Source organism: Paracoccus liaowanqingii, assembly GCF_004683865.2.
In the GTDB taxonomy this organism is placed as follows: domain Bacteria; phylum Pseudomonadota; class Alphaproteobacteria; order Rhodobacterales; family Rhodobacteraceae; genus Paracoccus; species Paracoccus liaowanqingii.
The window spans coordinates 1,906,691-1,929,420 of record NZ_CP038439.1 but is presented as its reverse complement, the minus strand read 5'-3'; the positions used below and the strand labels follow the sequence as shown (position 1 = coordinate 1,929,420).

General features: G+C 69.3%; 24 protein-coding genes and 1 other RNA gene. 12 read left to right on the top strand and 13 right to left on the bottom strand.

Annotated features, from left to right (window positions below; genetic code table 11):
* Positions 1–32 precede the first annotated feature (32 nt).
* The 5 genes from ade to E4191_RS09340 all read right to left on the bottom strand — a co-directional run bounded on the left by ade (position 33) and on the right by E4191_RS09340 (position 5,142).
* Positions 33–1,730, bottom strand: a complete 1,698-nt coding sequence (gene ade / locus E4191_RS09360; protein ID WP_135313177.1) for an adenine deaminase — start codon at positions 1,728–1,730, stop codon at positions 33–35.
* A 134-nt stretch (positions 1,731–1,864) separates the two neighbouring features.
* Positions 1,865–2,494, bottom strand: a complete 630-nt coding sequence (hisH, locus tag E4191_RS09355; protein ID WP_135313176.1) for an imidazole glycerol phosphate synthase subunit HisH — start codon at positions 2,492–2,494, stop codon at positions 1,865–1,867.
* Positions 2,494–3,081: an imidazoleglycerol-phosphate dehydratase HisB gene (hisB, locus tag E4191_RS09350; protein WP_135313175.1), complete on the bottom strand. Its 588-nt coding sequence runs from the start codon at positions 3,079–3,081 to the stop codon at positions 2,494–2,496. The genes hisH and hisB overlap by 1 nt, the downstream gene beginning before the upstream one ends.
* Before the next feature lie 46 nt (positions 3,082–3,127).
* Complete coding sequence (locus tag E4191_RS09345; RefSeq protein ID WP_228461206.1) at positions 3,128–4,489, bottom strand: TrkH family potassium uptake protein; 1,362 nt, start codon at positions 4,487–4,489, stop codon at positions 3,128–3,130.
* On the bottom strand, positions 4,486–5,142 hold the full coding sequence (locus E4191_RS09340; RefSeq protein ID WP_135313174.1) for a potassium channel family protein: 657 nt from the start codon (positions 5,140–5,142) through the stop codon (positions 4,486–4,488). Before E4191_RS09340 ends, E4191_RS09345 begins: the two co-directional genes overlap by 4 nt.
* A gap of 218 nt (positions 5,143–5,360) precedes the next feature.
* Here E4191_RS09340 and E4191_RS09335 point away from each other — a divergent pair, with 218 nt between their 5' ends.
* The 4 genes from E4191_RS09335 (at position 5,361) to E4191_RS09320 (ending at position 8,598) form a co-directional block, all read left to right on the top strand.
* A complete protein-coding gene (locus tag E4191_RS09335) occupies positions 5,361–7,133 on the top strand; it encodes a BCCT family transporter (protein WP_135313173.1) in 1,773 nt (590 codons plus the stop codon).
* Between the two features lie 108 nt (positions 7,134–7,241).
* The gene (locus tag E4191_RS09330; protein WP_176562679.1) at positions 7,242–7,877 is read left to right on the top strand and encodes a hypothetical protein; all 636 of its coding nucleotides are present in this window, start codon (positions 7,242–7,244) and stop codon (positions 7,875–7,877) included.
* 1 nt (position 7,878) lies between these two features.
* Positions 7,879–8,241 (top strand): cell division protein ZapA, encoded by a 363-nt coding sequence (gene zapA, locus E4191_RS09325; protein WP_135313172.1) that lies wholly within the window; start codon positions 7,879–7,881, stop codon positions 8,239–8,241.
* Between the two features lie 45 nt (positions 8,242–8,286).
* Positions 8,287–8,598, top strand: coding sequence for a hypothetical protein (locus E4191_RS09320; RefSeq protein WP_135313171.1), 312 nt, complete (start codon positions 8,287–8,289; stop codon positions 8,596–8,598).
* Here the strand turns inward: E4191_RS09320 and E4191_RS09315 are convergent.
* Entirely contained in the window at positions 8,595–9,377 is a 783-nt protein-coding gene (locus E4191_RS09315) for an alpha/beta fold hydrolase (RefSeq protein WP_135313170.1), read from the bottom strand. The genes E4191_RS09320 and E4191_RS09315 overlap by 4 nt on opposite strands.
* Between E4191_RS09315 and E4191_RS09310 the strand changes: the two genes are divergently transcribed.
* Together E4191_RS09310 and E4191_RS09305 are read left to right on the top strand one after the other, a co-directional pair.
* On the top strand, positions 9,366–9,830 hold the full coding sequence (locus tag E4191_RS09310; protein ID WP_228461204.1) for a hypothetical protein: 465 nt from the start codon (positions 9,366–9,368) through the stop codon (positions 9,828–9,830). The genes E4191_RS09315 and E4191_RS09310 overlap by 12 nt on opposite strands.
* Positions 9,831–9,933: 103 nt before the next feature.
* Positions 9,934–11,133, top strand: coding sequence for an MFS transporter (locus E4191_RS09305; RefSeq protein WP_135313169.1), 1,200 nt, complete (start codon positions 9,934–9,936; stop codon positions 11,131–11,133).
* On the opposite strand, the gene E4191_RS09300 is transcribed toward E4191_RS09305, so the two are convergent.
* Positions 11,039–11,815 (bottom strand): DUF599 domain-containing protein, encoded by a 777-nt coding sequence (locus E4191_RS09300; protein ID WP_135313168.1) that lies wholly within the window; start codon positions 11,813–11,815, stop codon positions 11,039–11,041. The two genes, E4191_RS09305 and E4191_RS09300, sit on opposite strands and share 95 nt — an antisense overlap.
* A gap of 91 nt (positions 11,816–11,906) precedes the next feature.
* Between E4191_RS09300 and E4191_RS09295 the strand changes: the two genes are divergently transcribed.
* From E4191_RS09295 to E4191_RS09280, 4 genes are all read left to right on the top strand, one after another.
* Complete coding sequence (locus E4191_RS09295) at positions 11,907–13,364, top strand: FAD-linked oxidase C-terminal domain-containing protein (protein WP_135314410.1); 1,458 nt, start codon at positions 11,907–11,909, stop codon at positions 13,362–13,364.
* Entirely contained in the window at positions 13,354–14,394 is a 1,041-nt protein-coding gene (locus tag E4191_RS09290; RefSeq protein WP_135313167.1) for an FAD-binding protein, read from the top strand. The genes E4191_RS09295 and E4191_RS09290 overlap by 11 nt, the downstream gene beginning before the upstream one ends.
* Complete coding sequence (glcF, locus tag E4191_RS09285; RefSeq protein ID WP_135313166.1) at positions 14,394–15,704, top strand: glycolate oxidase subunit GlcF; 1,311 nt, start codon at positions 14,394–14,396, stop codon at positions 15,702–15,704. Before E4191_RS09290 ends, glcF begins: the two co-directional genes overlap by 1 nt.
* Before the next feature lie 128 nt (positions 15,705–15,832).
* A complete protein-coding gene (locus E4191_RS09280; RefSeq protein ID WP_135313165.1) occupies positions 15,833–16,285 on the top strand; it encodes an Hsp20 family protein in 453 nt (150 codons plus the stop codon).
* Between the two features lie 105 nt (positions 16,286–16,390).
* On the opposite strand, the gene recR is transcribed toward E4191_RS09280, so the two are convergent.
* From recR to ffs, 5 genes are all read right to left on the bottom strand, one after another.
* Positions 16,391–17,008, bottom strand: coding sequence for a recombination mediator RecR (recR, locus tag E4191_RS09275; RefSeq protein WP_228461203.1), 618 nt, complete (start codon positions 17,006–17,008; stop codon positions 16,391–16,393).
* Positions 17,009–17,013: 5 nt separating this feature from the next.
* Positions 17,014–17,358 (bottom strand): YbaB/EbfC family nucleoid-associated protein, encoded by a 345-nt coding sequence (locus E4191_RS09270; RefSeq protein ID WP_135313164.1) that lies wholly within the window; start codon positions 17,356–17,358, stop codon positions 17,014–17,016.
* A 3-nt stretch (positions 17,359–17,361) separates the two neighbouring features.
* On the bottom strand, positions 17,362–19,146 hold the full coding sequence (locus tag E4191_RS09265) for a DNA polymerase III subunit gamma/tau (RefSeq protein WP_135313163.1): 1,785 nt from the start codon (positions 19,144–19,146) through the stop codon (positions 17,362–17,364).
* Between the two features lie 66 nt (positions 19,147–19,212).
* Entirely contained in the window at positions 19,213–19,887 is a 675-nt protein-coding gene (locus tag E4191_RS09260; protein WP_176562678.1) for an HAD family hydrolase, read from the bottom strand.
* A 119-nt stretch (positions 19,888–20,006) separates the two neighbouring features.
* An RNA gene (gene ffs / locus E4191_RS09255) (signal recognition particle sRNA small type) lies at positions 20,007–20,105 on the bottom strand.
* Between the two features lie 432 nt (positions 20,106–20,537).
* Here ffs and E4191_RS09250 point away from each other — a divergent pair.
* On the top strand, positions 20,538–20,996 hold the full coding sequence (locus E4191_RS09250) for a hypothetical protein (RefSeq protein ID WP_135313161.1): 459 nt from the start codon (positions 20,538–20,540) through the stop codon (positions 20,994–20,996).
* Between the two features lie 13 nt (positions 20,997–21,009).
* On the opposite strand, the gene E4191_RS09245 is transcribed toward E4191_RS09250, so the two are convergent.
* Complete coding sequence (locus tag E4191_RS09245; protein ID WP_135314408.1) at positions 21,010–21,867, bottom strand: prephenate dehydratase; 858 nt, start codon at positions 21,865–21,867, stop codon at positions 21,010–21,012.
* A gap of 124 nt (positions 21,868–21,991) precedes the next feature.
* Between E4191_RS09245 and E4191_RS09240 the strand changes: the two genes are divergently transcribed.
* Positions 21,992–22,525: a c-type cytochrome gene (locus E4191_RS09240; RefSeq protein ID WP_135313160.1), complete on the top strand. Its 534-nt coding sequence runs from the start codon at positions 21,992–21,994 to the stop codon at positions 22,523–22,525.
* Positions 22,526–22,730 lie beyond the last annotated feature (205 nt).

The following is a 22,730-nucleotide window of genomic DNA, read 5'->3' as shown; positions in this document are numbered from 1 at the left end:
CGCCCCCGCGGATACTTGCGTGAAGAAGATGGTCAGGGGGCGATGATCTCGAACCGCTCGACATCCACCATGCCGCGATCGGTGATCTTGAGGGCGGGGATGACGGGCAGGGCCAGGAAGGCCAGCTGCAGGAACGGTTCCTCGAGCGTGGTGCCCAAGGCACGGGCGGCGGCGCGAAGCTCGATCAGGCGGTCGCGGACGGACTCGAAGGGATCGAGGCTCATGAGGCCCGCGACGGGCAGGGGCAGCTCGGCCAGGATCCGGCCGTCGAGGACCACGACGAAGCCGCCCTCGATCTGCGACAGGCGGTTGGCGGCCAGGGCCATGTCGTCGTATTCGACACCCACCACGGCGATGTTGTGATGGTCATGGCAGACGGTCGAGGCGATGGCGCCCCGTGTCAGGCCGAAGCCCTGCACGAAGCCGGTGGCGATGTTGCCGCTCTTGCCATGCCGCTCGATCACGGCGATGCGGGTCAGGTCGCGGCTTGGATCGGGGCGCTTGTCGCCATCCTCGGGCGCGATGTCCAGCGTCAGGTGTTCGGTGATGATCTTGCCTTCAAGAATGCCGATCACCGGGGTCGATGTCCGGTTGCCGGGGCAGCGGAAGTCCTGGGGCGTGACCCGGGGCGCGCGGACCGAGGCGCGGCCCACCGGGGCCAGATGGCCGCGGGCGGCGAAGGCCGCGTCATCGACCACGCGCCCGGCCGTCAGGACCAGCTGCGCGCGGCAGTCCTGCAGGCTGTCGAGCGCCACGATATCGGCGCGCAGCCCGGGCGCGATCAGCCCGCGATCCTTCAGCCCGAAGGCCTCGGCCGCCGAGAGCGAGGCGGCGCGATAGGCGGCCAAGGGCGAGGTGCCAAGGGCAATCAGGCGGCGGATCATGTAGTCCAGATGGCCATGCTCGCCGATGTCCAGCGGATTGCGGTCATCGGTGCAGAGGCACAGATAGGCGCTGCTGGCCTCCGTCAGGATCGGCTGCAGGGCGTCGAGATCCTTGCTGACCGAGCCCTCGCGGATCAGGACGCGCATGCCCTTGCGGAGTTTCTCCAGAGCCTCGTCGGCGGTGGTGGCCTCGTGCTCGGTGCGGATGCCGGCGGCGATATAGGCGTTGAGATCGCGGCCGGTCAGCTGGGGGCAATGGCCGTCGACATGGCCACCCGCGAAGAGGTTCAGCTTGGCCATGGCGGCGGGGTCGCGGTGGATGACGCCGGGATAGTTCATGAACTCGGCCAGCCCGATGGCCGAGGGGTGGTGCATGAGGGGGGCGAGGTCATCCGCCTCGATTTGGGCGCCGGAGGTTTCCATGTCCGTCGAGGGGACGCAGGAGGACAGCTGGACGCGCAGGTCCATGAGCAGATGTTCGGAGGCGGCCTGGAACCAGCGGATGCCGTCGGGTCCGATGACATTGGCGATCTCGTGCGGGTCGCAGATGGCGGTGGTGATGCCGCGGGGCGTCACGCAGCGGTCGAATTCGAAGGGGGTGACGAGGCTGCTTTCGACATGCAGATGCGTGTCGATGAAGCCCGGCACCAGCGTCAGGCCGGTCACGTCGAGAATGCGGGTGCCGTCGTAATCGGCGCCGATGCCCGCGATGCGGTCGCCGCAGATCGCCACGTCGCCGGGGATCATCGTGCCGGTGATCAGGTCGAAGACCTGGCCGCCGCTCAGGACCAGATCGGCGGGCAGGTCGCCGCGCGCCTGCGCGATCCGGCGTTCGAGGTCGTCCATGGGGGTCTCCTGTCTGCCTTGTGCAGCAAAACCGATTGCAGGGCGGGCGTCGAGGGGGGCAGGGAGCGCTCGCGCCCCCTCTTGGCCGTGCCGGCCAATTCACCCCCCGAGGATATTTGGGCCAAGATGAAACGTCAGGGGGTCCAGCGCAGGAAGTTGGCGATGAGGCGCAGGCCGAGAGCCTGGGATTTCTCGGGGTGGAACTGGGTGCCGATGATGTTGTCGCGGCCGACCACGGCCGTGACCGGGCCGCCGTATTCGGCATGGGCCAGCAGATGGGCAAGATCGGTGACCTGGAACTGCCAGCTGTGCACGAAATAGGCGTGATCGCCGGTGGCGATGCCGTCGAGGACCGGGTGGGGGTGGTCGACGACCAGGTCGTTCCAGCCCATATGCGGGACCTTGAGGCCGGGGGCGGCGATGGGGCGGATCTCTCCGCCGATCCAGTCCAGGCCGGCGGTTTCGCGGTATTCGTGGCCCGTCGTGGCCAGCATCTGCATGCCGACGCAGATGCCCATGAAGGGGACGGCGCGCGTCAGGACGGCCTCGCGCAGGGCCTCGGCCATGCCATCGACCTCGCCCAGGGCCGTGCGGCAGGCGGGGAAAGCACCGTCGCCGGGCAGCACGATGCGGTCGGCCGTCGCCGCCACCTCGGGGTCGGAGGTGACGATGACTTCGGCCCCCGCGTCGCGGCCCATCAGCTGGAAGGCCTTTTCCGCCGAATGCAGGTTGCCGCTGTCATAGTCGATCAGCGCGACGCGCATCACAAGGCGCCCTTGGTCGAGGGCAGGACGCCCGCCATGCGGGGGTCGGGCTCGACCGCCTCGCGCAGCGCGCGGGCCACGGACTTGAACGCGGCCTCGGCGATGTGGTGGCTGTTCAGGCCGTGCAGGCGGTCGACATGCAGGGTAATGCCGCCATGGGTCGACAGGGCCTGGAAGAACTCGCGCACCAGTTCGGTGTCGAACGTGCCAATCTTGGCCGAGGGGAAATCGACGTTCCAGACAAGGTAGGGCCGCGCCGACAGGTCCAGCGCCGTGCGGACCAGCGAATCGTCCATCGCCAGCAGGAAGCTGCCATAGCGGCGGATGCCCCTCTTGTCGCCAAGCGCCTGCACCAGCGCCTGGCCGATGGCGATGCCGGTATCCTCGACCGTGTGGTGGTCGTCGATCTGCAGGTCGCCGTCGGCGCGGATGGTCATGTCGATCAGCGAGTGCCGCGACAGCTGGTCCAGCATGTGATCGAAGAAGCCCACGCCGGTCTGGTTGTCATAGACCCCCGTGCCGTCGAGGTTCAGCGTGACCTCGATCCGGGTTTCCGAGGTCGTGCGGGTGATCGTCGCCTGGCGCATGGGAGTTCCTTTTCGTTCAGGGCGCCTTATAGGGCGCCCCGCGCGATCAGCCAAGATGGACCTGTCCGGCGGGATAGCGCACGCGCGGCACCATCCGGGTGGCCAGGAAGAAGCCGAGCGTCAGCGGCCCGACGCGGCCCAGGAACATCACCACCATGATGACCGCGCGGCCGAAATCCGACAGTTCGGTCGTGTAGGCGCGCGACAGGCCGACCGTGCCGAAGGCCGAGGTCACCTCGAAGGCGATGTCGATGAACTCGCCGTCATGGCTGAGCGTCAGCGCGAAGATCGCCGTCAGGATCACCGCCGAGGCGATGGACATCAGCGCCATGACCTTGAGCACGTCGCCGAGCGGGATCGCGCGGCCGAAGCCCGACACCTCGGTCCGGCGGCGCAGGAAGGCCCAGGTGGCCAGCAGCATCACGAAGATCGTCGTGACCTTCAGCCCGCCCGCCGTCGAGGTCGGGCCCGCGCCGATCATCATCAGCACCATGTACATCAGCGAGGTCGAATCGTGCAGCCCGGCGATGTCGGTCGAGTTGAACCCCGCCGTCCGCGTCGTCACCCCCTGGAACCACGCCACCACCAGCCGCGCGCCCGCGCCGTCGTATTGCCCGAGCGTGCGGGGGTTGTTCCATTCCAGGATCGCGGTCATCGCCACGCCCATCACGATCAGGATCGCGGTGCCGATCATCATCATGCGCGTGTGCAGCGACCAGCCGCGCCAGAAGGGGCGGCGGAACAGGTCGGCCACCACGACATAGCCGATGCCCCCCGCGATGAAGAGGGCGGGGATGACGGTGTTCACGATCGGGTCCAGCGCATAGGCCGTGAGCCCCGGCGAGAAGGTCGAGAAGCCCGCATTGTTGAAGGCCGAGACGGAATGGAAGATCGCGTGCCACAGGCCCGGCCCCAGCCCGTGATGGGGCATGAAGGACAGGCACAGCAGCATCGCGCCCGCCACCTCGGCCATCAGCACGATGCGCAGGATCGTCCAGACGAGCCGCGTCAGCTTGACATAGGAGGTCTGGTTCAGGTCCTCGCGCAGGTAGTTGCCCTGCGTGATGCCCAGGGGGCGGCCGAGCGCGGACCAGATCAGCACGGCGAAGGTCATCAGGCCCAGCCCGCCCATCTGGATCAGCACGGCGATGACCAGCTGCCCCCAGAAGGTGAAGACCAGTTCGGTGTCCACGACCGCCAGCCCGGTCACCGTCACCGCCGAGGTCGCGGTGAACAGCGCGCCCGACAGCGAGATCGGTGCCCGCGCCATCGGCGGCAGCATCAGCAGCAGCCCGCCCAGCACGATCAGCACGACATAGCCCACCGCCAGCACGGCCGGGGGCGGGGTGCGCGCCAGCCAGCGGCGCAGCGGGGCCGCCGGACGCAGGCGCAGGCGGGGGCGTCTCACAGCCGGTCGCCGAAACCGGTCAGGTCGACCCGCTTGCCCAGCAGCAGCAGCCGGTCGTTGGTCTGCAGCACCGGATCGTCCTCGTGCAGGCTGCGATATTCGGTGCCGCGCATCATGCCCAGCATCTGCACGCCCGGCCCGGCCTTCAGCTCGGACAGGCGGCGGCCCGACAGGCGGGCGGGGATCATCAGGTTCACGACCGAGAAGCCGTTGCCCAGGCTGACATAGTCCTGCACGGCGGGATTGTTCAGCATCTGCGCGGTGTGGCGGCCCATCTCCAGCCCGGGCATGATGACGCGGTCGGCGCCGATCTTGGACAGGATGCGGTGATGGGTGCGGCTGTCGGCCTTGGCCCAGATCGTGCCGACGCCGACCAGCCGCAGGTTCATCGCGGCGATGACGTTGCTTTCCAGATCGTTTCCGATCGACACCAGCCCCACGTCATAGCGGTCCACGCCCGCCTCGCGCAGCGCGCCCTCGTCGGTGGCGTCCAGGATGGCGCAGGCGGGCAGCTGCTCGGCCAGCGTGGCGACCCGGCGCGGGTCCTTGTCGATGCCCAGCACCTGGTTGCCGAACCGTGCCAGCTCGGCCGCCACCACGCTGCCGAAGGCCCCCAGGCCGATCACGACGAAACTGCGACTCACTTTTCCCATCGGGGTCCCCGGATCAGGCAAAACCGGCGGATCGTTCTGCCGCTTGGCGGGCGAAGTCAAGCGAGCCGCTGCGACGGTCCCGGGACAGCCTGGACCAATCTGCCCTGCGGCGGTGGTCTTTCTGACGCGAATGTGAGAAATGGTGCCGCATCGAGGCGTATTTCCGCCAAGGGTCCATGGACCTGCCACCCGATCGAGACGCAATCTGAAAGGGACAGATGTCACAGACACCCCCCAAACCCCCCGGTCCGCCGGAAGGCCCGCAATCCGCCCGCGACCGCCGTCGCGAAGAAGAGGCCCTGAGCGGCCGCTATCCCGCCGCGGGCAAGCCCAAGCCGGTGGCGCCGCCGCCTCCCTTGCCCGACGAGGGCGTGGAGCCGCTGCCGGAGCCCGAGGGTCCGACCCAGATCATCGAGACCGACTACACCATCGGTCAGGACAATATCGAGCGCACGGGCCGCGTGCCCTATGACATCCACAACCCGGTCTTCGGCATCTCGGCCGCCGCCGTGCTGATCTTCACCGTCGTCACGCTGCTGTTTCCCACCCAGCTGGAGCCGATCTTCGGCGGGCTGCGCGACGGGCTGACCGCGAACCTGGACTGGTTCTTCATGCTGGCGGGCAACATCTTCGTGCTGCTCTGCCTGGGGCTGATCGTCTCGCCCTTGGGCTCGATCCGGCTTGGCGGGCCCGACGCCACGCCCGATTTCGCGCTTAGCGGCTGGTTCGCGATGCTGTTTGCTGCCGGCATGGGCATCGGGCTGATGTTCTATGGCGTCAGCGAGCCCCTGGGCCATTTCGAGGCCGCCCTGGGCGGCGCCGTGATGGAAGACGGGATTCGCACGGACTGGGCGCCCCTGGGCGGCGCGCTGGACGATCCCGAGGCCGCGCGCCGCATCGGCATGGCCGCGACGATCTTCCACTGGGGCCTGCACCCCTGGGCGATCTATGCGGTCGTGGCGCTGGCGCTTGGGCTCTTCGCCTACAACAAGGGCCTGCCGCTGACGCTGCGCTCGGTCTTCTACCCGATCTTCGGCGAACGCATCTGGGGCTGGCCGGGCCACATCATCGACATCCTGGCGGTGCTGGCGACGATCTTCGGCCTGGCGACCTCGCTTGGCTTGGGCGCCGAGCAGGCGACGGCGGGTCTGGCCTATCTGTTCGGGTTCCAGAACACCGACACGACCAAGGTCATCCTGATCGTGGGCATCACCATCGTCGCGGGCGCCTCGGTCATCCTGGGCGTGGAAAAGGGCGTCAAGCGCCTGTCGGAATTGAACATGGTGCTGGCCATCCTGCTGCTGGCCTTCGTGATCATGGTCGGCCCAACGCTGGCGATCCTGACCGGCTTCTTCAGCAATCTGGGCGCCTATGCGTCCGAGGTCATCCCGCTGTCCAACCCCTTCGGGCGGACGGATGACAACTTCCGCCACGGCTGGACGGCGTTCTACTGGGCGTGGTGGATCAGCTGGTCGCCCTTCGTGGGCATGTTCATCGCCCGCGTCAGCCGCGGCCGCACCGTGCGGCAGTTCCTGATCGCGGTGCTGATCGTGCCCTCGCTGATCTCGGTCCTGTGGATGACGGCGCTTGGCGGCACCGCCATCGACATCACCATCGGCGGCTTCACCGGCATCCTGGACGCGCCGCTGGAGCTGGAGCTGTTCACCATGCTGGAGCAGCTGCCGCTGACCGCGATCACCAGCTTCGTGGGCATCGTGCTGGTCATCGTGTTCTTCATCACCTCGTCGGACAGCGGCTCGCTGGTGATCGACACGATCGCGGCGGGGGGCAAGGTGAACGCGCCCGTCCCGCAGCGCATCTTCTGGGTCGGCGTCGAGGGGCTGGTCGCCATCGCCCTGCTGCTGGGCGGGGGCCTGGCCGCGCTGCAGGCGATGGCCGTCTCGACCGGGTTCCCGTTCACGATCGTGCTTCTGGGGGCCTGCTACGCGCTGGTCAAAGGGCTGATCGCCGAACGGCGGGAACTTGCCTGAGGCCGAATGCGACAATCGTGCGAACGGGCGGGTTGAACCCGCCCGTTCTTGTCTTATGGGGGCGTGAATGCGACAACCCCCTGACATGCCACCGAAGGATCGATGCCGATGAGCGACATCACCGCCAGCGAACGCCGGCTCACCGCCGCGCTTGACCGCCTGGACCGGCTGCTGGAGACGGCGCCGGCCCCTGCTGCCGATGCCGGTCTGATCGCCCGCCTGACCGGGGAACGCGATGCGGCCCTGGCGCGGGCCGAGGCCGCCGAACAGGCGCCGGACGGGGATGCACCGGACAGCGCCGCCCTGACCGACCTGCAGGCCCGGCTGGAGGCGGCGGTCGATCAGGCCGCCCGCATGTCCGCCGCCAACGAAGAGCTGATGACCGCCAATCGCGATCTGCTGGAGGCCCAGGCCACCGGCGGGATCGGCCCCGACGAAGGCCGCGCCGCGCTGGAGGCCGAGATCGCCGCCCTGCGCGCCGCCCGCGCCGCCGAGATGGCGCAGATGAGCGAGATCATGACCGAGCTGGAACGCCTGCTGGCCGCCGACCCGGGCAGCGCGGGCGACGAGGCGCCCCTTGCCCTGCACGCCACCGAGGCCGCCGGCGACGGTGCGGGCCTGCCCGACATCGAGGACGGCGCCGCGCTGCCGGACACGGATGATGTTTCAGGGCTGCCCGACACGGGCGATCTGCCCGACCAGCCCGTCCCGGACGGCGCCCCCATCCCCCAGGAGGATCGCTGACATGGCCGAGGTCGAATTCACAATCGGGCACAAGGAATACCGCGTCGGCGCCGCCGATGGCGAGGAACGCCTGCTGTCCCGTGCCGCCCTGATCCTGGACGCCGAGGCGCGCCAGATCCTGGACCAGGCGGGCCGCGTCCCCGAGACGCGCCTGCTGCTGCTGGCGGGCCTGATGCTGGCCGACCGCTTCGCCGCGCTGGAAGAGCGCGCCGAGAAGGCCGAGCGCCACGTGAACCGGTTGCAGCAGAACCCGCCCCGCGTCGAGGTGCCCGTCATCCCCGCCGACCTGCGCGAGGCGATGGCCGAGATGGCCGCCCGCGCCGAATCGCTGGCCGACCGGCTGGACGAACAGCGGCGCGGCTGACCGGCGCTTAACCTTGCCTTAAGGTTTGGCGGCGATGCTGGGACCATGATGCAGATGGTCTCCTTCCTGATGATTCTGGTCCTGATGGGCTGTGCCTCGCCCTCGCCGGGCTTCTTGGGCGCGGCCCGTCAGGATGTCACGGTCGAGGGGATGCGCTTTGCCGTCTATGCCCGCGCGACCGAGGCGCAGGTGATCCGCCTGGACCGGATGCGCCGCCCCGACCGAGGCCATGTCGCGCCACGGATGCTGCGCGCGGCCGAACAGGCGACGGGGTGCCGGGCGATCCCCGACAGCCTGATCCCGGTGGGCGGCACCGATTCGGCGGTGGGCAAGGTGGGGCTGCGCTGCCCGCCCTAGTCTTCTGATCCGTCGCCCAGAAAGGCCGCCAGCGTCTCGGCCACCGCTTCGGGGGCATCGGCATGCAGCCAGTGGCCGGCCTCCTTCAGGGTGACGATGCGGACCTGCGGGAAGAATTGGCGCAGCGCGTCCTCGCCCCCCGCATCGACGTAATCCGACTTTGCCCCGCGCAGGGCCATGACCCTGCCGGGGAAGGCGTCCGCGGGCAGGCCCTCGGGCCAGCCGGTGATCTGGCCCATCGCCGCACGCAGGACGGGCAGGTTCAGCCGCCAGACCGGGGGCGTGGCCTTCAGGTCCAGGTTCTGCAGCAGGAAGGCGCGGATGCCGGGCTGGGGAACATGGGCGGCCAGCTGGCGGTCGGCCTCGCTGCGCCGGGTGACCGAGGCCAGGTCCAGCGCCTCCATCGCGTCGATATAGCCGGTCTGGTCGTGGTCATAGGCCAGGGGCGCGATGTCCATGACGACCAGCCGCCGGACCAGATCGGGCCGGGTCAGCGCCAGCACCATCGCGGCCTTGCCGCCCATGGAATGGCCGACCAGATCGACCGGGCCGCCCAGATCGGAGATCAGTTCGGCCAGATCCTCGGCCAGCGCCGGATAATCGGCACGCTCGTGCTGCGGGCTGTCGCCGTGGTTGCGCAGGTCGACGCTGACGACCCGGCGCGTCTCGGCCAGCCTGCGGGCCTGGGCGCCCAGGTTGCGGCCCTGCCCGTAGAGGCCGTGGACCAGCAGGATCGGAAGGGCCCCCGTCGGGCCGATGGCGGTGTGATGCAGCTTCATGGCGCCAGCTTACGGCGTCTGGCGCGCGCCCGCCATCCCGTCTATCCTGATCCGATGACGCGCAAGGGCCACAGCTTCGAAGACATTCCCGCCATGGCCGACGAGATCGCCGTGCTGATGGCCTCGCGCCTCGGCGGCGTGCGGCGGGGGGAACGTCCGCCCCTGCATGTGATGCTGCGCCGCCGCGGCGGGGCCTTGCCCTTCCGGCTGCGCGCCCGCGCCGCGCGCCTGGCCGAGGCCGACCGGCTGTCGGCCCAGCCCAAGGTGGCCCGCCAGCTGCCCCGCGCCCGGCTTGGCCGCGACCATGCCGCGCTGGCCGCGCATCTGCGTCCCTTGGGCGAGCTGTCGCGCTGGCAGGGCCGGGCGATCTCGTTCGGCGCCTCGGTCGCTCTTGGACTTCTGGTGGTGGGCGCGCTGGCGATCTGGATCATGCTGCAGCGCGGGCTCTTGTGACTTGCGCATGACGCAACCCTGACCCGCGCCCGCGGGCCTTGCCAAACCTGCCCCAAGCTGGTGTGTGAGGGCTAACATCCCCTCCGCGCGCAGGATCCCCCACATGACCTCCTCCCCAGATTTCCGCGCCGCCGTGCTGGCGCTGGCGCTTGGCGCCTTTGCCATCGGCACGTCGGAATTCGCGGCGATGGGGCTTCTGCCCTATTTCGCCGCCGACCTGGCCCTGACCGAGCCGCAGGCCGGCCACGTCATCAGCGCCTATGCGATGGGCGTGGTGGTCGGTGCGCCGGTCACCGCGATCCTGGGCGCGCGCCTGCCGCGGCGGCGCTATCTGGCGGCGCTGATGGCCTTCTACGGCGTCGTGAACCTGATGGCGGCGGTGATGCCGGATCTGGCCACGCTGACCGGCATGCGCTTCCTCGCGGGCCTGCCGCATGGCGGCTTCCTGGGGGTCGCGATGCTGTACGCCGCCGACGCCCTGCCGCCCGAGCAGCGCGGGCGCGGCTTGGCGCGGGTCCTTCTGGGCCTGACGGTCGCCAATATCGTCGGCGTGCCACTGGCCGGCTGGATGGGGCAGAGCATCGGCTGGCGGTGGGGCTTTGCCCTGCCGGGCGTGCTGGCGCTGGTGTCGGCCTGGCTGATCCTGCGCGTCGCACCGCGGGTCGGCGGCAACCCCGCTGCACGCCCGTGGGACGAACTCTATGCGCTGAAGAACCCGCGCGTGCTGTGGGTGCTGGCGGTGGGGGCGGTCGGCTTCGGCGGGCTGTTCGCCGTCTACGCCTTCCTGACGGCGGCGATCCTGGCCACCACCGATGCGCCCGGCTATGTCATCCCGCTGACGCTGGCGGTCTTCGGCGTGGGCGGCACGCTTGGCACCTGGGGCGCGGGGCGCCTGACCGAGCGGATGGGCATCGACCGCGCCGCCTATCTGTCGCTGGCCGCGATGGCCGCCACGCAGGGCTTTGCCGCGCTGGTGGTGGGCAACTGGCCGCTGATGGTGCTGTCGTCCTTCCTGATCGCGGCCGGGGCGGGTCTGGTGATCCCGCTGCAGACGCGGCTGATGGATGTGGCAGGATCCGCTCAGAACATGGCCGCCGCGATGAACCACGCGGCCTTCAACGCGGCCAATGCGCTTGGGCCCTTCCTGGCCGGGATGGCGCTGGCGGCGGGCTGGGGCTGGCGGGCGCCGGGTCTGGTGGGCGTCGCGCTTACGGCGGCGGGGGCGGTGGCGCTGACCCTGTCGATCCGCCAGGACCGGAAACGCGATCGGGCAGGATCGGTGCCGGCAGCGAGCGCAGGATGACCTGCCGCGAGGTCGAGGCGAACTCGCGCCGCCAGGTGACCCACAGCACGATCCCCGTGCCCAGCATCAGCGTCCAGGCTCCGGTCAGCCAGCCAAGCGAGCCCAGGGCGAAATAGACGCTGCGCAGCCCGGCGTTAAAGCTGCGCGCGGCGGTGATGTTCAGATCGGCCGCCTGCATGGCGCGGGCCATCGCGTCCGGATGGTCGGCCTTGTTCGGCACGGCGGCCATCATCACCGCGCAATAGCCGAACAGCCGGTGCGCCCAGACAAACTTCAGGAAGGCGTTGGCCACGAAGAACATCGGCACCAGCAGCCTCAGCTCCCACCCGGTATCGGCGGCGGGGTCCAGCTCCAGCCCCGAGGCGATGGAGCGCAACCGCTCGCCATTGCCGATCAGCGCCAGCAGGCCGCCGGTGGCGATCATGCAGGCGCTGGCGAAGAAGGCCGTGCCCTCGCGCAGGCTGGCCAGGATGTTGCCGTCGAAGATGCGCGGCTCGCGCGTCACGAAATAGCGCATCCATTCCCGGCGATAGCGCGTCATCAGCACCGAGACCGAGGGCCGCCCCTGCGGCGGGCGTTCCGTGAACCAGCCGATGCCCAGCCAGGCCGCGAACAGCATCACCAGCGCGATCAGGTCGCGCAGCGCCAGCGGATGAGAGGCGAGTTGGTCCAGCATGGTCATGGCGCGACATTAAGGCGGGATGGCGCGTCTTGTAAGCCCCCGCGCACCGGCCTATCGTCGCCCGACACGGCAGGGAGGAGAACCGGCCATGATGCAGATGCCCCCACCCGATCCCTCGGTCCTGTCCCGGCGCCAAGCGATCATCGATGCGCTGAACGCCGCCCTTCCGGACGCGGTGATCCAGGACCCGGCCGAGACGCGCGCCTATGAATGCGATGCGCTGTCGGCCTATCGCTGCGCGCCTCTGGCCGTGGTGCTGCCGCGTTCGACCGACGAGGTCTCGCGCCTGCTGCGCCTGTGCCATGACCTGCGCGTGCCGGTCGTGCCGCGCGGGGCGGGGACCAGCCTTGCGGGCGGGTCGATGCCCACGGCGGATGCGGTGGTGATCGGACTGTCGCGCATGACCGACGTGCTGGAGATCTCGGCCCCCGACCGGTTGGTCCGGGTGCAGGCCGGGCGCACGAACCTGTCCGTCTCGGGCGCGGTCGAGGGCTTGGGCTTCTTCTATGCGCCCGATCCCTCCAGCCAGTTGGCCTGCGCCATCGGCGGGAACATCGCGATGAACTCGGGCGGCGCGCATTGCCTGAAATACGGGGTGACGACGAACAACCTGCTGGGCGTGACGCTGGTCCTGATGGACGGGTCGGTCGTGGAACTGGGCGGCCCGATGGGCGAGGGGCCGGGGCTGGACCTGCTGGGCGTCGTCTGCGGGTCCGAGGGGCAGCTGGGCATCGTGACCGAAGCCACGCTGCGCATCCTGCCGCGTCCCGCCGGTGCCCGCCCCGCGCTGATCGGCTTCGACAAGGCCGAGACCGCCGGCGCCTGCGTGGCCGCGATCATCCGCGCGGGGATCATCCCCGTCGCCATCGAGTTCATGGACAGCCCCTGCATCAAGGCGACCGAGGCCTTCGCCCATGCGGGCTATCCCGATTGCGAGGCGCTGCTGATCGTCGAGGTCGAGGGCACGCCGCCCGAGATCGACGAGCAGCTGGCCCTGATCCGCGACATCGCCCGGCGCTTCGATCCGGTCGAGTTCCGCGAAAGCGGCTCGGACGACGAATCCCGCCGCATCTGGCTGGGCCGCAAGTCGGCCTTCGGGGCGATGGGGCAGATGGGCGACTACATCTGCCTGGACGGCACGATCCCGGTGACGGCGCTGCCCAGGGTGCTGGCGGGCATCGGCGAGCTGTCGCGGCAATACGGGCTGGCGGTGGCCAATGTCTTTCACGCGGGCGACGGCAACATGCACCCCCTGATCATCTATGACGCGAACGCCCCCGGCGATCTGGACCGGGCCGAGGATCTGGGTGCCGACATCCTGCGTCTGTGCGTCGAGGTCGGCGGCTGCCTGACCGGCGAGCACGGCGTGGGCATCGAAAAGCGCGACCTGATGAGCGTGCAGTTCGACCCCGCCGATCTGGAGGCGCAGATGCGCGTCAAGGACGCATTCGATCCGCATTGGCTGCTGAACGCCGCCAAGGTCTTTCCGCTGGATGTCAGCGCTCCGCGCCGCGACCGCCGCCTGAACCGGACTGCCGATGCGGCCTGAGACCGAGGGCCAGCTGGCCGACCTGATCCGCCGCGCCACCGCCCCCCTGTCGATCACCGGGGGCGGCACGCGCCCTTGGCCCGGCGAGGGCGGCGGGACGCCTCTCGACATGACCGCGCTGACCGGCGTGACACTGTATGAACCCGAGTCGCTGACCCTGGTGGTGCGCGCCGGCACGCCCCTGGAGACCGTGCGCCAGACCCTGGCCGCCGAGGGGCAGATGCTGGCCTTCGAGCCTGTGGGCCGGGACGGCTCGACCATCGGCGGGGTGGCCGCGACCAATGCCAGCGGCCCGCGCCGGGTGCAGGCGGGGGCGGCGCGCGACGCGATGATCGGCGTGCGTTTCGTCGACGGGCAGGGCGAGGTGATCCGCAATGGCGGGCGGGTGATGAAGAACGTCACCGGCTATGACCTGGTCAAGCTGATGGCGGGCAGCCGGGGACGGCTTGGCGCGCTGAGCGAGATCAGCTTCCGCACCGCCCCCCTGCCGCCGGTGACCGCCACGCTGGCGCTGCCCGATCTGGATGCCGCGGCCGCGATCCCGGCCCTGTCGGATGCCCTGGGCGGGCCCTTTGACGTCTCGGGTGCCGCCTGGCTGCCCGGGCAGGGCGCGCTGATCCGGCTGGAGGGGCTGGCCGCCTCGGTCAAGGCCCGCGCCGCCGACCTCGGCGCCCGCCTTGCCCCCCATGGCCGGGTCCGGCAGGGCGACGATGCCGCGTGGCATCTTCTTCATGAAAACATCCAGGATTCCGACGCCGATATCTGGCGCATCACCTGTCGTCCAAGCGAGGCTCCCGCCATCCTGTCCCATCTTCCCGAACCGATCTCACTGGACTGGGGCGGCGCGCTGATCCATGTCCGCCTGCCCGCGGGCCAGATCCCCGACCTGCCGCGCTTTTCGGGCCATGCTCGACGGATCGCGGGCGCCGCCCCGGCGCTGCGGCCCGCCGCCGATCCGCTAACCGCGCGTCTGGAGCAGGACCTGCAGGCGCGCTTCGATCCGCGCGGCATCTTCGGGGGGCAGGTCTGATGCAGACCCATTTCTCGCCCGAGCAGCTTACCGATCCGCTGACCGCGCGGTCGAACAAGATCCTGCGGACCTGCGTGCATTGCGGCTTCTGCACGGCGACCTGCCCGACCTATCAGGTGCTGGGGGACGAGCTGGACAGCCCTCGCGGCCGCATCTACCTGATCAAGGACATGCTGGAGGCGGGCCGCCCCGCCGATGCCAAGACGGTCAAGCATATCGACCGCTGCCTGGGCTGCCTGTCCTGCATGACGACCTGCCCCTCGGGCGTGCATTACGGCCATCTGCTGGAACATGCGCGCGAGCATATCGAGGCCACCTATCGCCGCCCCTTCACCGACCGGGCGCTGCGCGGGGTGCTGAAATTCGTGCTGCCGCATCCGACCCGCTTCCGGCTGGCGCTGCTGGGGGCCAAGATCGCGCGGCCCTTCGCGCGGCTGATGCCGGACAAGCGGCTGCGCGCGATGCTGAGCATGGCACCGGCCAGCATCCCACCGGTCAGCCGCAACGATGACGGGCAGACCTTTCCTGCCCACGGCCCGTGCCGGGCGCGGGTGGTGCTGATGATCGGCTGCGCGCAGCGGGCGCTGAACACCGACATCAACGACGCCACCATCCGCCTGCTGCAGCGCGCGGGCGTCGAGGTGGTCATCCCGCAGGCCTTCGGCTGCTGTGGCGCGCTGACCCTGCACATGGGCGACGAGGCCGATGGCAAGACGCGCGCCCGCGACAGCATCCGACGCTTGCTGGCCGCCGAAGAGGGGGGCGCGCTGGACGCGGTGATCATCAACACCTCGGGCTGCGGCACGACGATCAAGGATTACGGGCACCTCTTCGCGGGCGACCCGATGGAGGCCGAGGCCAGGCGGGTGGCGGGCCTGGCCCGCGACGTGACCGAGTTCCTGGCGAGTTTGGGCCTGCCCGAGCGGGTGGGCGATCGGGGCGCGGGGATGCGGGTGGCCTATCACTCGGCCTGCTCGCTCCAGCACGGCCAGCAGATCCGCTCGGCCCCCAAGGACCTGCTGGCGGGGATGGGCTTCAAGGTTCTGGAGCCCACCGATCCGCATCTGTGCTGCGGATCCGCCGGGACCTACAACCTGCTGCAGCCCGAGCTGTCCTCGGAACTGAAGGCCCGCAAGGTCGCGACGCTGGAGGCGACGGCGCCGCAGATGATCGCCGCCGGAAATGTCGGCTGCATGATGCAGATCGGCGGCGGCACGTCCGTCCCCGTCGTCCACACGGTCGAGCTGCTGGACTGGGCCACCGGGGGGCCGCGCCCCGCCGCGCTGGCGGATCTGTTCACGGATGCGTGAGGACGCTTGAAGGCGCGTGGGAACGGGCTAAATCTCGGCTCACCGGCGGCCGACATGGCGCCGGTCCTACCGCCCGCCCGGGCCTTCGGGGGGCACTCATGACATCGCTTGAGCAGAGGATGTGACCCATGCGCAATTTCGACCTGACCCCGCTTTACCGTGCCTCGGTCGGCTTCGACCGGCTGGCCGACGTGATGGACCGCGCCATGAGCGCCGACATCGCCACCACGACCTATCCCCCCTACAACATCGAGAAGACGGGCGAAGACGCCTATCGCATCTCGATCGCCGTGGCGGGCTTTGCCGCGGACGATTTGAATGTCGAGATCCGCGACGGTGCGGTGATCGTCTCGGCCCGCAAGACCGACGAGGAGGATGGCCGCACCTATCTGCATCGCGGCATCGCCACCCGCAGCTTCGAGCGCAAGTTCACCCTGGCCGACCATGTCCGCGTCGATGGCGCCAGCCATGCCGACGGGATGCTGCATATCGACCTGGTCCGCGAGATCCCCGAGGCGCTGAAGCCCCGCCGGATCGAGATCGCCAAGTCGGCGCCGAAGGTCGAGCGTCTGGACGCCTGATCTTTGCGTCCCGCGATCGCCGGGGGGCCAGCCCCCCGGACCCCCCGGGATATTTGTGCCAAGATGAAGAGGGCGGCCTTCTGGGGTCGCCCTGTCTTTTTTGGGTCAAAACTTGCGGCGGGCACGGAGGGCGGCGGTGATGGTGCCGTCGTCGAGATAGTCCAGCTCTCCGCCGATGGGGACGCCCTGGGCCAGGCCGGTGACGGCGACGGGCGCGCCCTCGAGCGCGTCGGCGATGTAATGCGCGGTGGTCTGGCCGTCGACGGTGGCGTTCAGGGCCAGGATCACCTCGGAGATGCGCTCGTCCTCGATGCGGGCCAGCAGGGCGGGGATGCCCAGATCCTCGGGGCCGACATCGTCCAGCGCCGACAGGGTGCCGCCCAGCACGTGATAGCGGCCCCGGAAGGCCCGGCCCCGTTCCAGCGCCCAGAGGTCCGCCACGTCCTGCACGACGCAGATCTCTCCGGTGGCGCGGGCGGGGTCGGTGCAGATGGCGCAGTCGTCGCGGTCGGTGATATTGCCGCAGGTCACGCATTCGCGCGAGTTCTGCGCCACCCGGTCCAGCAACTGGGCCAGCTGCACCATCTGCTGGCTGCGCTTGCGCACCAGCTGCAGCACGATGCGCCGGGCCGAGCGCGGCCCCAGGCCCGGCAACCGCGCCATCAGCGCGATCAGGGCTTGGATGTCGTCGCCGCCCTGGGCCGAGGGGTCCGTGGAGGACACCGGCGTCAGAAGGGAAGCTTCATGCCGGGCGGCAGGCCCAGCCCCTCTGTCATGCGCGCCATCTCGGACTGCATGCGGTCCTCGGCGGCGCGCTGCGCCTCCTTGATGGCGGCCAGGATCAGGTCCTCGACCACCTCCTTTTCGGAGGGCACGAAGATCGAGGGGTCGATCTCGAGCGCGGTCAGCTCGCCCTTGGCGGTGCAGGTGGCCTTGACGAGGCCGGCGCCGGATTCGCCGGTGACAGTGATGCGGGCCAGATCCTCCTGGACCTGCGCCATCTTGTCCTGCATGTCCTTGGCGGTCTTCATCATCTTGGCCATGTCGCCAAAGCCGCCCAATCCCTTGATCATCGCTTAGTCCTCATCTTCGAACGGATCCCATTCCTCGACCTCGGCCACGGGACCCTGGGTTTCATCATGCGGGTTGGCCGCGCCCTCGGCCAGGTCCTCGACCGGCGCGGGGGCGGGAACGCGGGTGACCCGCGTCAGGGTGGCGCCCGGAAAGGCCGCCAGCACCTGCTGCACGATCGGCAGCGTCAGGGCGCGGTCGCGGGCGGCACGGCCTTCGGCCTCGCGCGTCTCGGCGATGGTGGGGGCGCCCTCGGTATTGGTCACGGTGACCGCCCACCTCCGCCCGCCCGTCCAGCCGCGCAGCCGTTCGGCCAGACGCTGCGCGAAATCGGCGGGGGGGTTGCCCTGCGGCCGGAACTCGATCCGGCCGGGGCTGTAGCGGACCAGCGACAGGTGGCGTTCGACCAGCACCAGCAGCGTCATGTCGCGCATGCGGGTGATCAGCTCGATCACGGCGTCGAAATCGGGATAGCCGGCCAGCACGTCCGGCGCGATCGCCAGCGCGGTCGCCGCGCCCGAGGGCTGGACCTGCACCTGCGGCGCGGGCCGGGCCAGGCGGGCCTGCGGGGCCATCTGAGGGGCGGCCCCCTGGACCGCGGGGCCGCGGGTGAATTCGCCGGCGGTCTGGGCCTGCTGGACGCGGCGGATCAGCGCCTCGGGGTCGGGCAGGTCGGCCACATGGGTCAGGCGGATCACCGCCATCTCGGCGGCCATCATCGCATTGGGGGCGGCCGAGACCTCCTCCAGCGACTTCAGCAGCAGCTGCCACATCCGCGACAGCACCCGCATCGGCAGGCGCTCGGCCAGATCGCTGCCGCGCATGCGTTCGTCGGGCGAGATCGTGGGATCGTCCAGCGCGCCGGGCGTGATCTTGACGACCGAGATCCAATGCGTGACCTCGGCCAGATCGCGCAAAACGGCGACCGGATCGGCGCCGTCGGCATATTGGGACTGCAGTTCCGTGAGCGCGCTGGCGGCATCGCCGCGCAGGATCATCTCGAACAGGTCGATGACCCGGCCCCGGTCGGCCAGGCCCAGCATGGCGCGGACCTGCTCGGCGGTGGTTTCGCCCGCGCCGTGGCTGATCGACTGGTCGAGGAGCGAGGTCGCGTCGCGGGCCGAGCCTTCGGCGGCGCGGGTGATCAGGGCCAGCGCATCCTCGGTGATTGTGGCGCCTTCGGCGGCGGCGATGCGGTTCAGCAGCGCAATCATCACCTCGGGCTCGATCCGGCGCAGGTCGAAGCGCTGACAGCGCGACAGGACGGTGACCGGCACCTTGCGGATTTCCGTGGTGGCGAAGATGAACTTCACATGGGGCGGCGGTTCCTCCAGCGTCTTCAGCAGCGCGTTGAACGCGCTGGTGGACAGCATGTGGACCTCGTCGATGATGTAGATCTTGTAGCGCGCGCTGGCCGCCCGGTAATGCACCGATTCGATGATCTCGCGGATGTCGCCCACGCCAGTGCGCGAGGCGGCGTCCATCTCCATCACGTCGACATGGCGGCCTTCGGCGATGGCCACGCAATGTTCGCAGACCCCGCAGGGTTCGGTCGTGGGGCCGCCTTCGCCATCGGGGCCGATGCAGTTCATGCCCTTGGCGATGATGCGGGCGGTGGTGGTCTTGCCGGTGCCGCGGATGCCGGTCATCACAAAGGCCTGCGCGATGCGGTCCGCGGCGAAGGCGTTCGTCAGCGTGCGCACCATCGCGTCCTGCCCGACCAGATCGGCGAACGTCTCGGGCCGGTATTTCCGGGCCAGAACCTGATAGGCGGGTGGGGTGTCGGTCATCGGTCCCTCGGGCATCCCCGCATCTTAGCGGGGCGGGGCAGGGGCCACAACCGGATCACACGATCCCTACGCGGCCAAGAGCCCGATGCCGCGCGCGCCCGCGATCAGGTCGCTGGCCAGATAATCCGCATGCTTCCCCGACAGGGGCACCATGTCGGGAACCTGCACGACGATCATCCCGGCCGCGCGGGCCGCGATCGCGCCCACGTCGCTGTCCTCGAAGGCCAGGCAGCGGTCGGGCGCGATGCCCAATCGGCGGGCGGCCAGCAGGTAGACGTCGGGGGCGGGCTTGGGCAAAGGCACGTCGCTGCGCGTCACCACGATGTCGAAGCTGTCGGTCAGCCCGGCGGCGGCCAGCTTTTCCCGCGCCTGCGCGGCGGTGCTGGAGGTGGCGATGGCAAAGGGCATGCCGGCCGCGCGCAGGATGTCCAGCAGGTCGCGGACATGGGGGCGCAGCGGGATGCCGTCGCGGTCGCGGCGTTCGATCAGCGCCTCGGCCCAGAGGTGGTCCAGCCGCGCGAAGTCGAAATCCTCGCCCAGATGGCCGCGCAGGATCCCGCGCGAGGTCGGCTCGTCGATCCCCACCAGCGAGGCCAGAAGGCCGTCGGGCGCCGGGCGGCCCATGCGCAGCAGCGCGGCCTCTCCGGTCTCGATGACCATGCGTTCGGTGGCCAGCAGCGTGCCGTCCAGATCGAAAATCACGGCGTCGAAGCGGGCTTGGGCAGAGTGCAGCGGGGTCACGGGTCGGTCCTTCCTGTCGGTCATGCGCTAACATGGCCACCCGGCGCGGCGGGGACAAGCTGTCAGGGCGCATGGCGGACCTGCGCGGAGGGGGTCGGGCGACGGGGACTGTGGGGGGGAGGTGAGAGGCTGGACAACGACCCAAGCGGGACTCGTTACGGCTGCTTCCTTCCGGACCTGACCGAGTTGGCGAGGCACTTGCCCGCGCCAACCCCTCGGGCGGACAGATAGGACGGCTTGCGGCGGGATGCAAGATCCTGCGTGTGGGCGATGACGCTAGTGCGACACGGATGCCATCCGAACGAAAACACCGGTCCATCGGCGGTTTTCCGCCGGTTCCTTCTGGGCCGCATTTTCGCAGGCTGCGGATCGCAGAGGATTTCCTGAGCAGAGGTTGTGCGTGTTGCGCATTTGCACAACTTTTGATTGCAAGAGTTAACCTTCTCGGCATTTTCGCGCCATCGTCATGCAAACCTGTCTTTATAGTGAAAGGACACGGCAGGGGCGACGTGACATACGATGCAAAATTGACAAGGCGAACCGTTTCAATGTTGACGACGTGGTTGAACACCCAACCCAATCCGGACTATCAGCCTGAGGACAGGTCCGCTTCCCCGGGCAGTCTGGCATTGGTAGGTGGGTTGTTTCAGATGAAGTTCTCGACGCGTATCGATACCGACCTGCCGGCCGAACGTCTGTTCGAATCGATCGGCGATTTCGAGACGCTGGAACGCATGCTGATCGGGCGGGGCGCCAGCGTCACGCGCATCGACCCGTCCAACGATCCCAGCATCGGCATGGGCTGGAACATCCGCTTCGACTGGCGCGGCAAGGCCCGCCACCTGCTGCTGCAGGTCACGCGCTTCGACCGGCCCGAGCAGATGGCCATGGTCGGACGCTCGGACGCGCTGGACATCTCGATCAACACCAATGTCGTGCCGCTCAGCCGCGCCCGCTCGCGCCTGATCTGCGAGACCGAGATCAAGCCGCGCAACATGCGCGCCCGCCTGATGCTGCAGACCGCCAAGCTGGGCAAGGGCCAGCTGGACCGCCGCTATCATCGCCGGATCGAGGAATTCGTCGGCCAGATGTGCGGCACCGGCGCCTGAGGGCGCCTGTCCGTCAATTGGCGAAGGCCGCCTGTCGCTGCGTCTCGCGCAGCGGATCGGCCGGATAGACCCCCAGCACGTCGAGGCTGGACGTGAAGTAGCCCAGCTCTTCCAGCGCGCGCGCGACATTGGCATCCTCGGGATGGCCCTCGATGTCGGCGTAGAACTGGGTGGCGGTGAAGACGCCGTCGACCATGTAGCTTTCCAGCTTGGTCATGTTCACCCCGTTCGTCGCGAATCCCCCCATCGCCTTGTAGAGCGCCGCCGGAATGTTGCGCACCCGGAAGACGAAGCTGGTCAGCATCCGCTCGGACCGGCGGCTGACATCGGGCTGGCGCGACATGATGAGGAAGCGCGTCGTGTTGTTCTGGCGGTCCTCGATCCGGTCGGCCAGACGCTCCAGACCATAGATCTTGCCGGCCAGCGGGGCGGCCAGGGCGGCCAGCGACGGATTGCCGCGCGCGGCGACCTCCTTGGCGGATCCGGCGGTGTCGGCGCCGGTCTGGGCGCGGATGCCGTGGTCGCGCAGGAAGCCCCGGCACTGGCCCAGAAGGACCGTGTGGCTCATCGCGTCGGTGACCTGATCCAGCCGCGTGCCGGGCACGGCAAGCAGGCTGATATGGACCCGCACGAAGGCCTCATCGATGATCCGCAGGCCCGATTCAGGCAGCAAATGATGGATATCCGCGACCCGGCCATAGGTCGAGTTCTCGACCGGCAGCATCGCCAGATCGGCCTCGTTCGCGCGCACGGCCTCGATCACGTCCTCGAAGGTGCGGCAGGGCAGGGCCTCCATATGGGGGCGGGCCATGCGGCAGGCTTCGTGGCTGTAGGCGCCGGGTTCGCCTTGGAAGGCGATGCGGTTCGTGATCATGTCGGGGCCCCGATTGTCCGAAATTCAAGCGTGCGGGGGTAAGTATACCTTGATCCTCCAAAGCGAAAGCGGATAGATACCGCTCGACTTGACGAGCTTACCAAGGCGGGGACCGCACGCGATGTTCAACACCATGACCCTGACAAAGGCAGCCGGCGCCTTCATCGGCGCGCTGCTGTTTCTGATGTTGGCCAACTGGGCTGCCAGTGGCCTGTTCTCTGTCGGGCACGGGGGCGGACATGGCGAGGACGAGATCACGCAGGCCTATTCGATCCCGGTGCCCGAAGCCGCCGACAGCAGCGGCGTCGAGGAGGAGCAGATCGACTTCGCCGCGCTGATGGCCTCGGCCGATGCGGCGGCGGGCGAGCGGGAATGGGCCAAGTGCCGGTCCTGCCACGCGCTGGACGGCAGCGACGGCGTCGGCCCGCACCTGAACGGGGTCGTGGACCGCGCGGTCGCCAGCATCGCGGGCTTCAACTATTCGGGCGCGATGGTCGATCACGTGGCCGAGGACCCGGTCTGGAACTACGAGGCGCTGCAGCTGTTCATCGAGAACCCGCGCGGCGAGGTGTCGGGCACGGCGATGAGCTTCGCGGGCATCCGCGATCCGCAGGCCCGCGCCAACCTGATCGCCTTCCTGGAAGCCAACCCGTAAGCGACCCGCAACGGCAGCGCGCGCTGCCTGTTGCACATCGACTAGGAAGACGACGCAAACCCCGGCAAAAGCCGGGGTTTTTTGCTGTTCCGGGCGTGCACCGTGAAGGCACAGGGCGTACACAGCCCGTGCACCGGGACCTGCACGACGGGTGCGGCGCGGTGGCGCCCGCCGTTCACGAAATCGCGGCTTGAAGCCCGGCCCC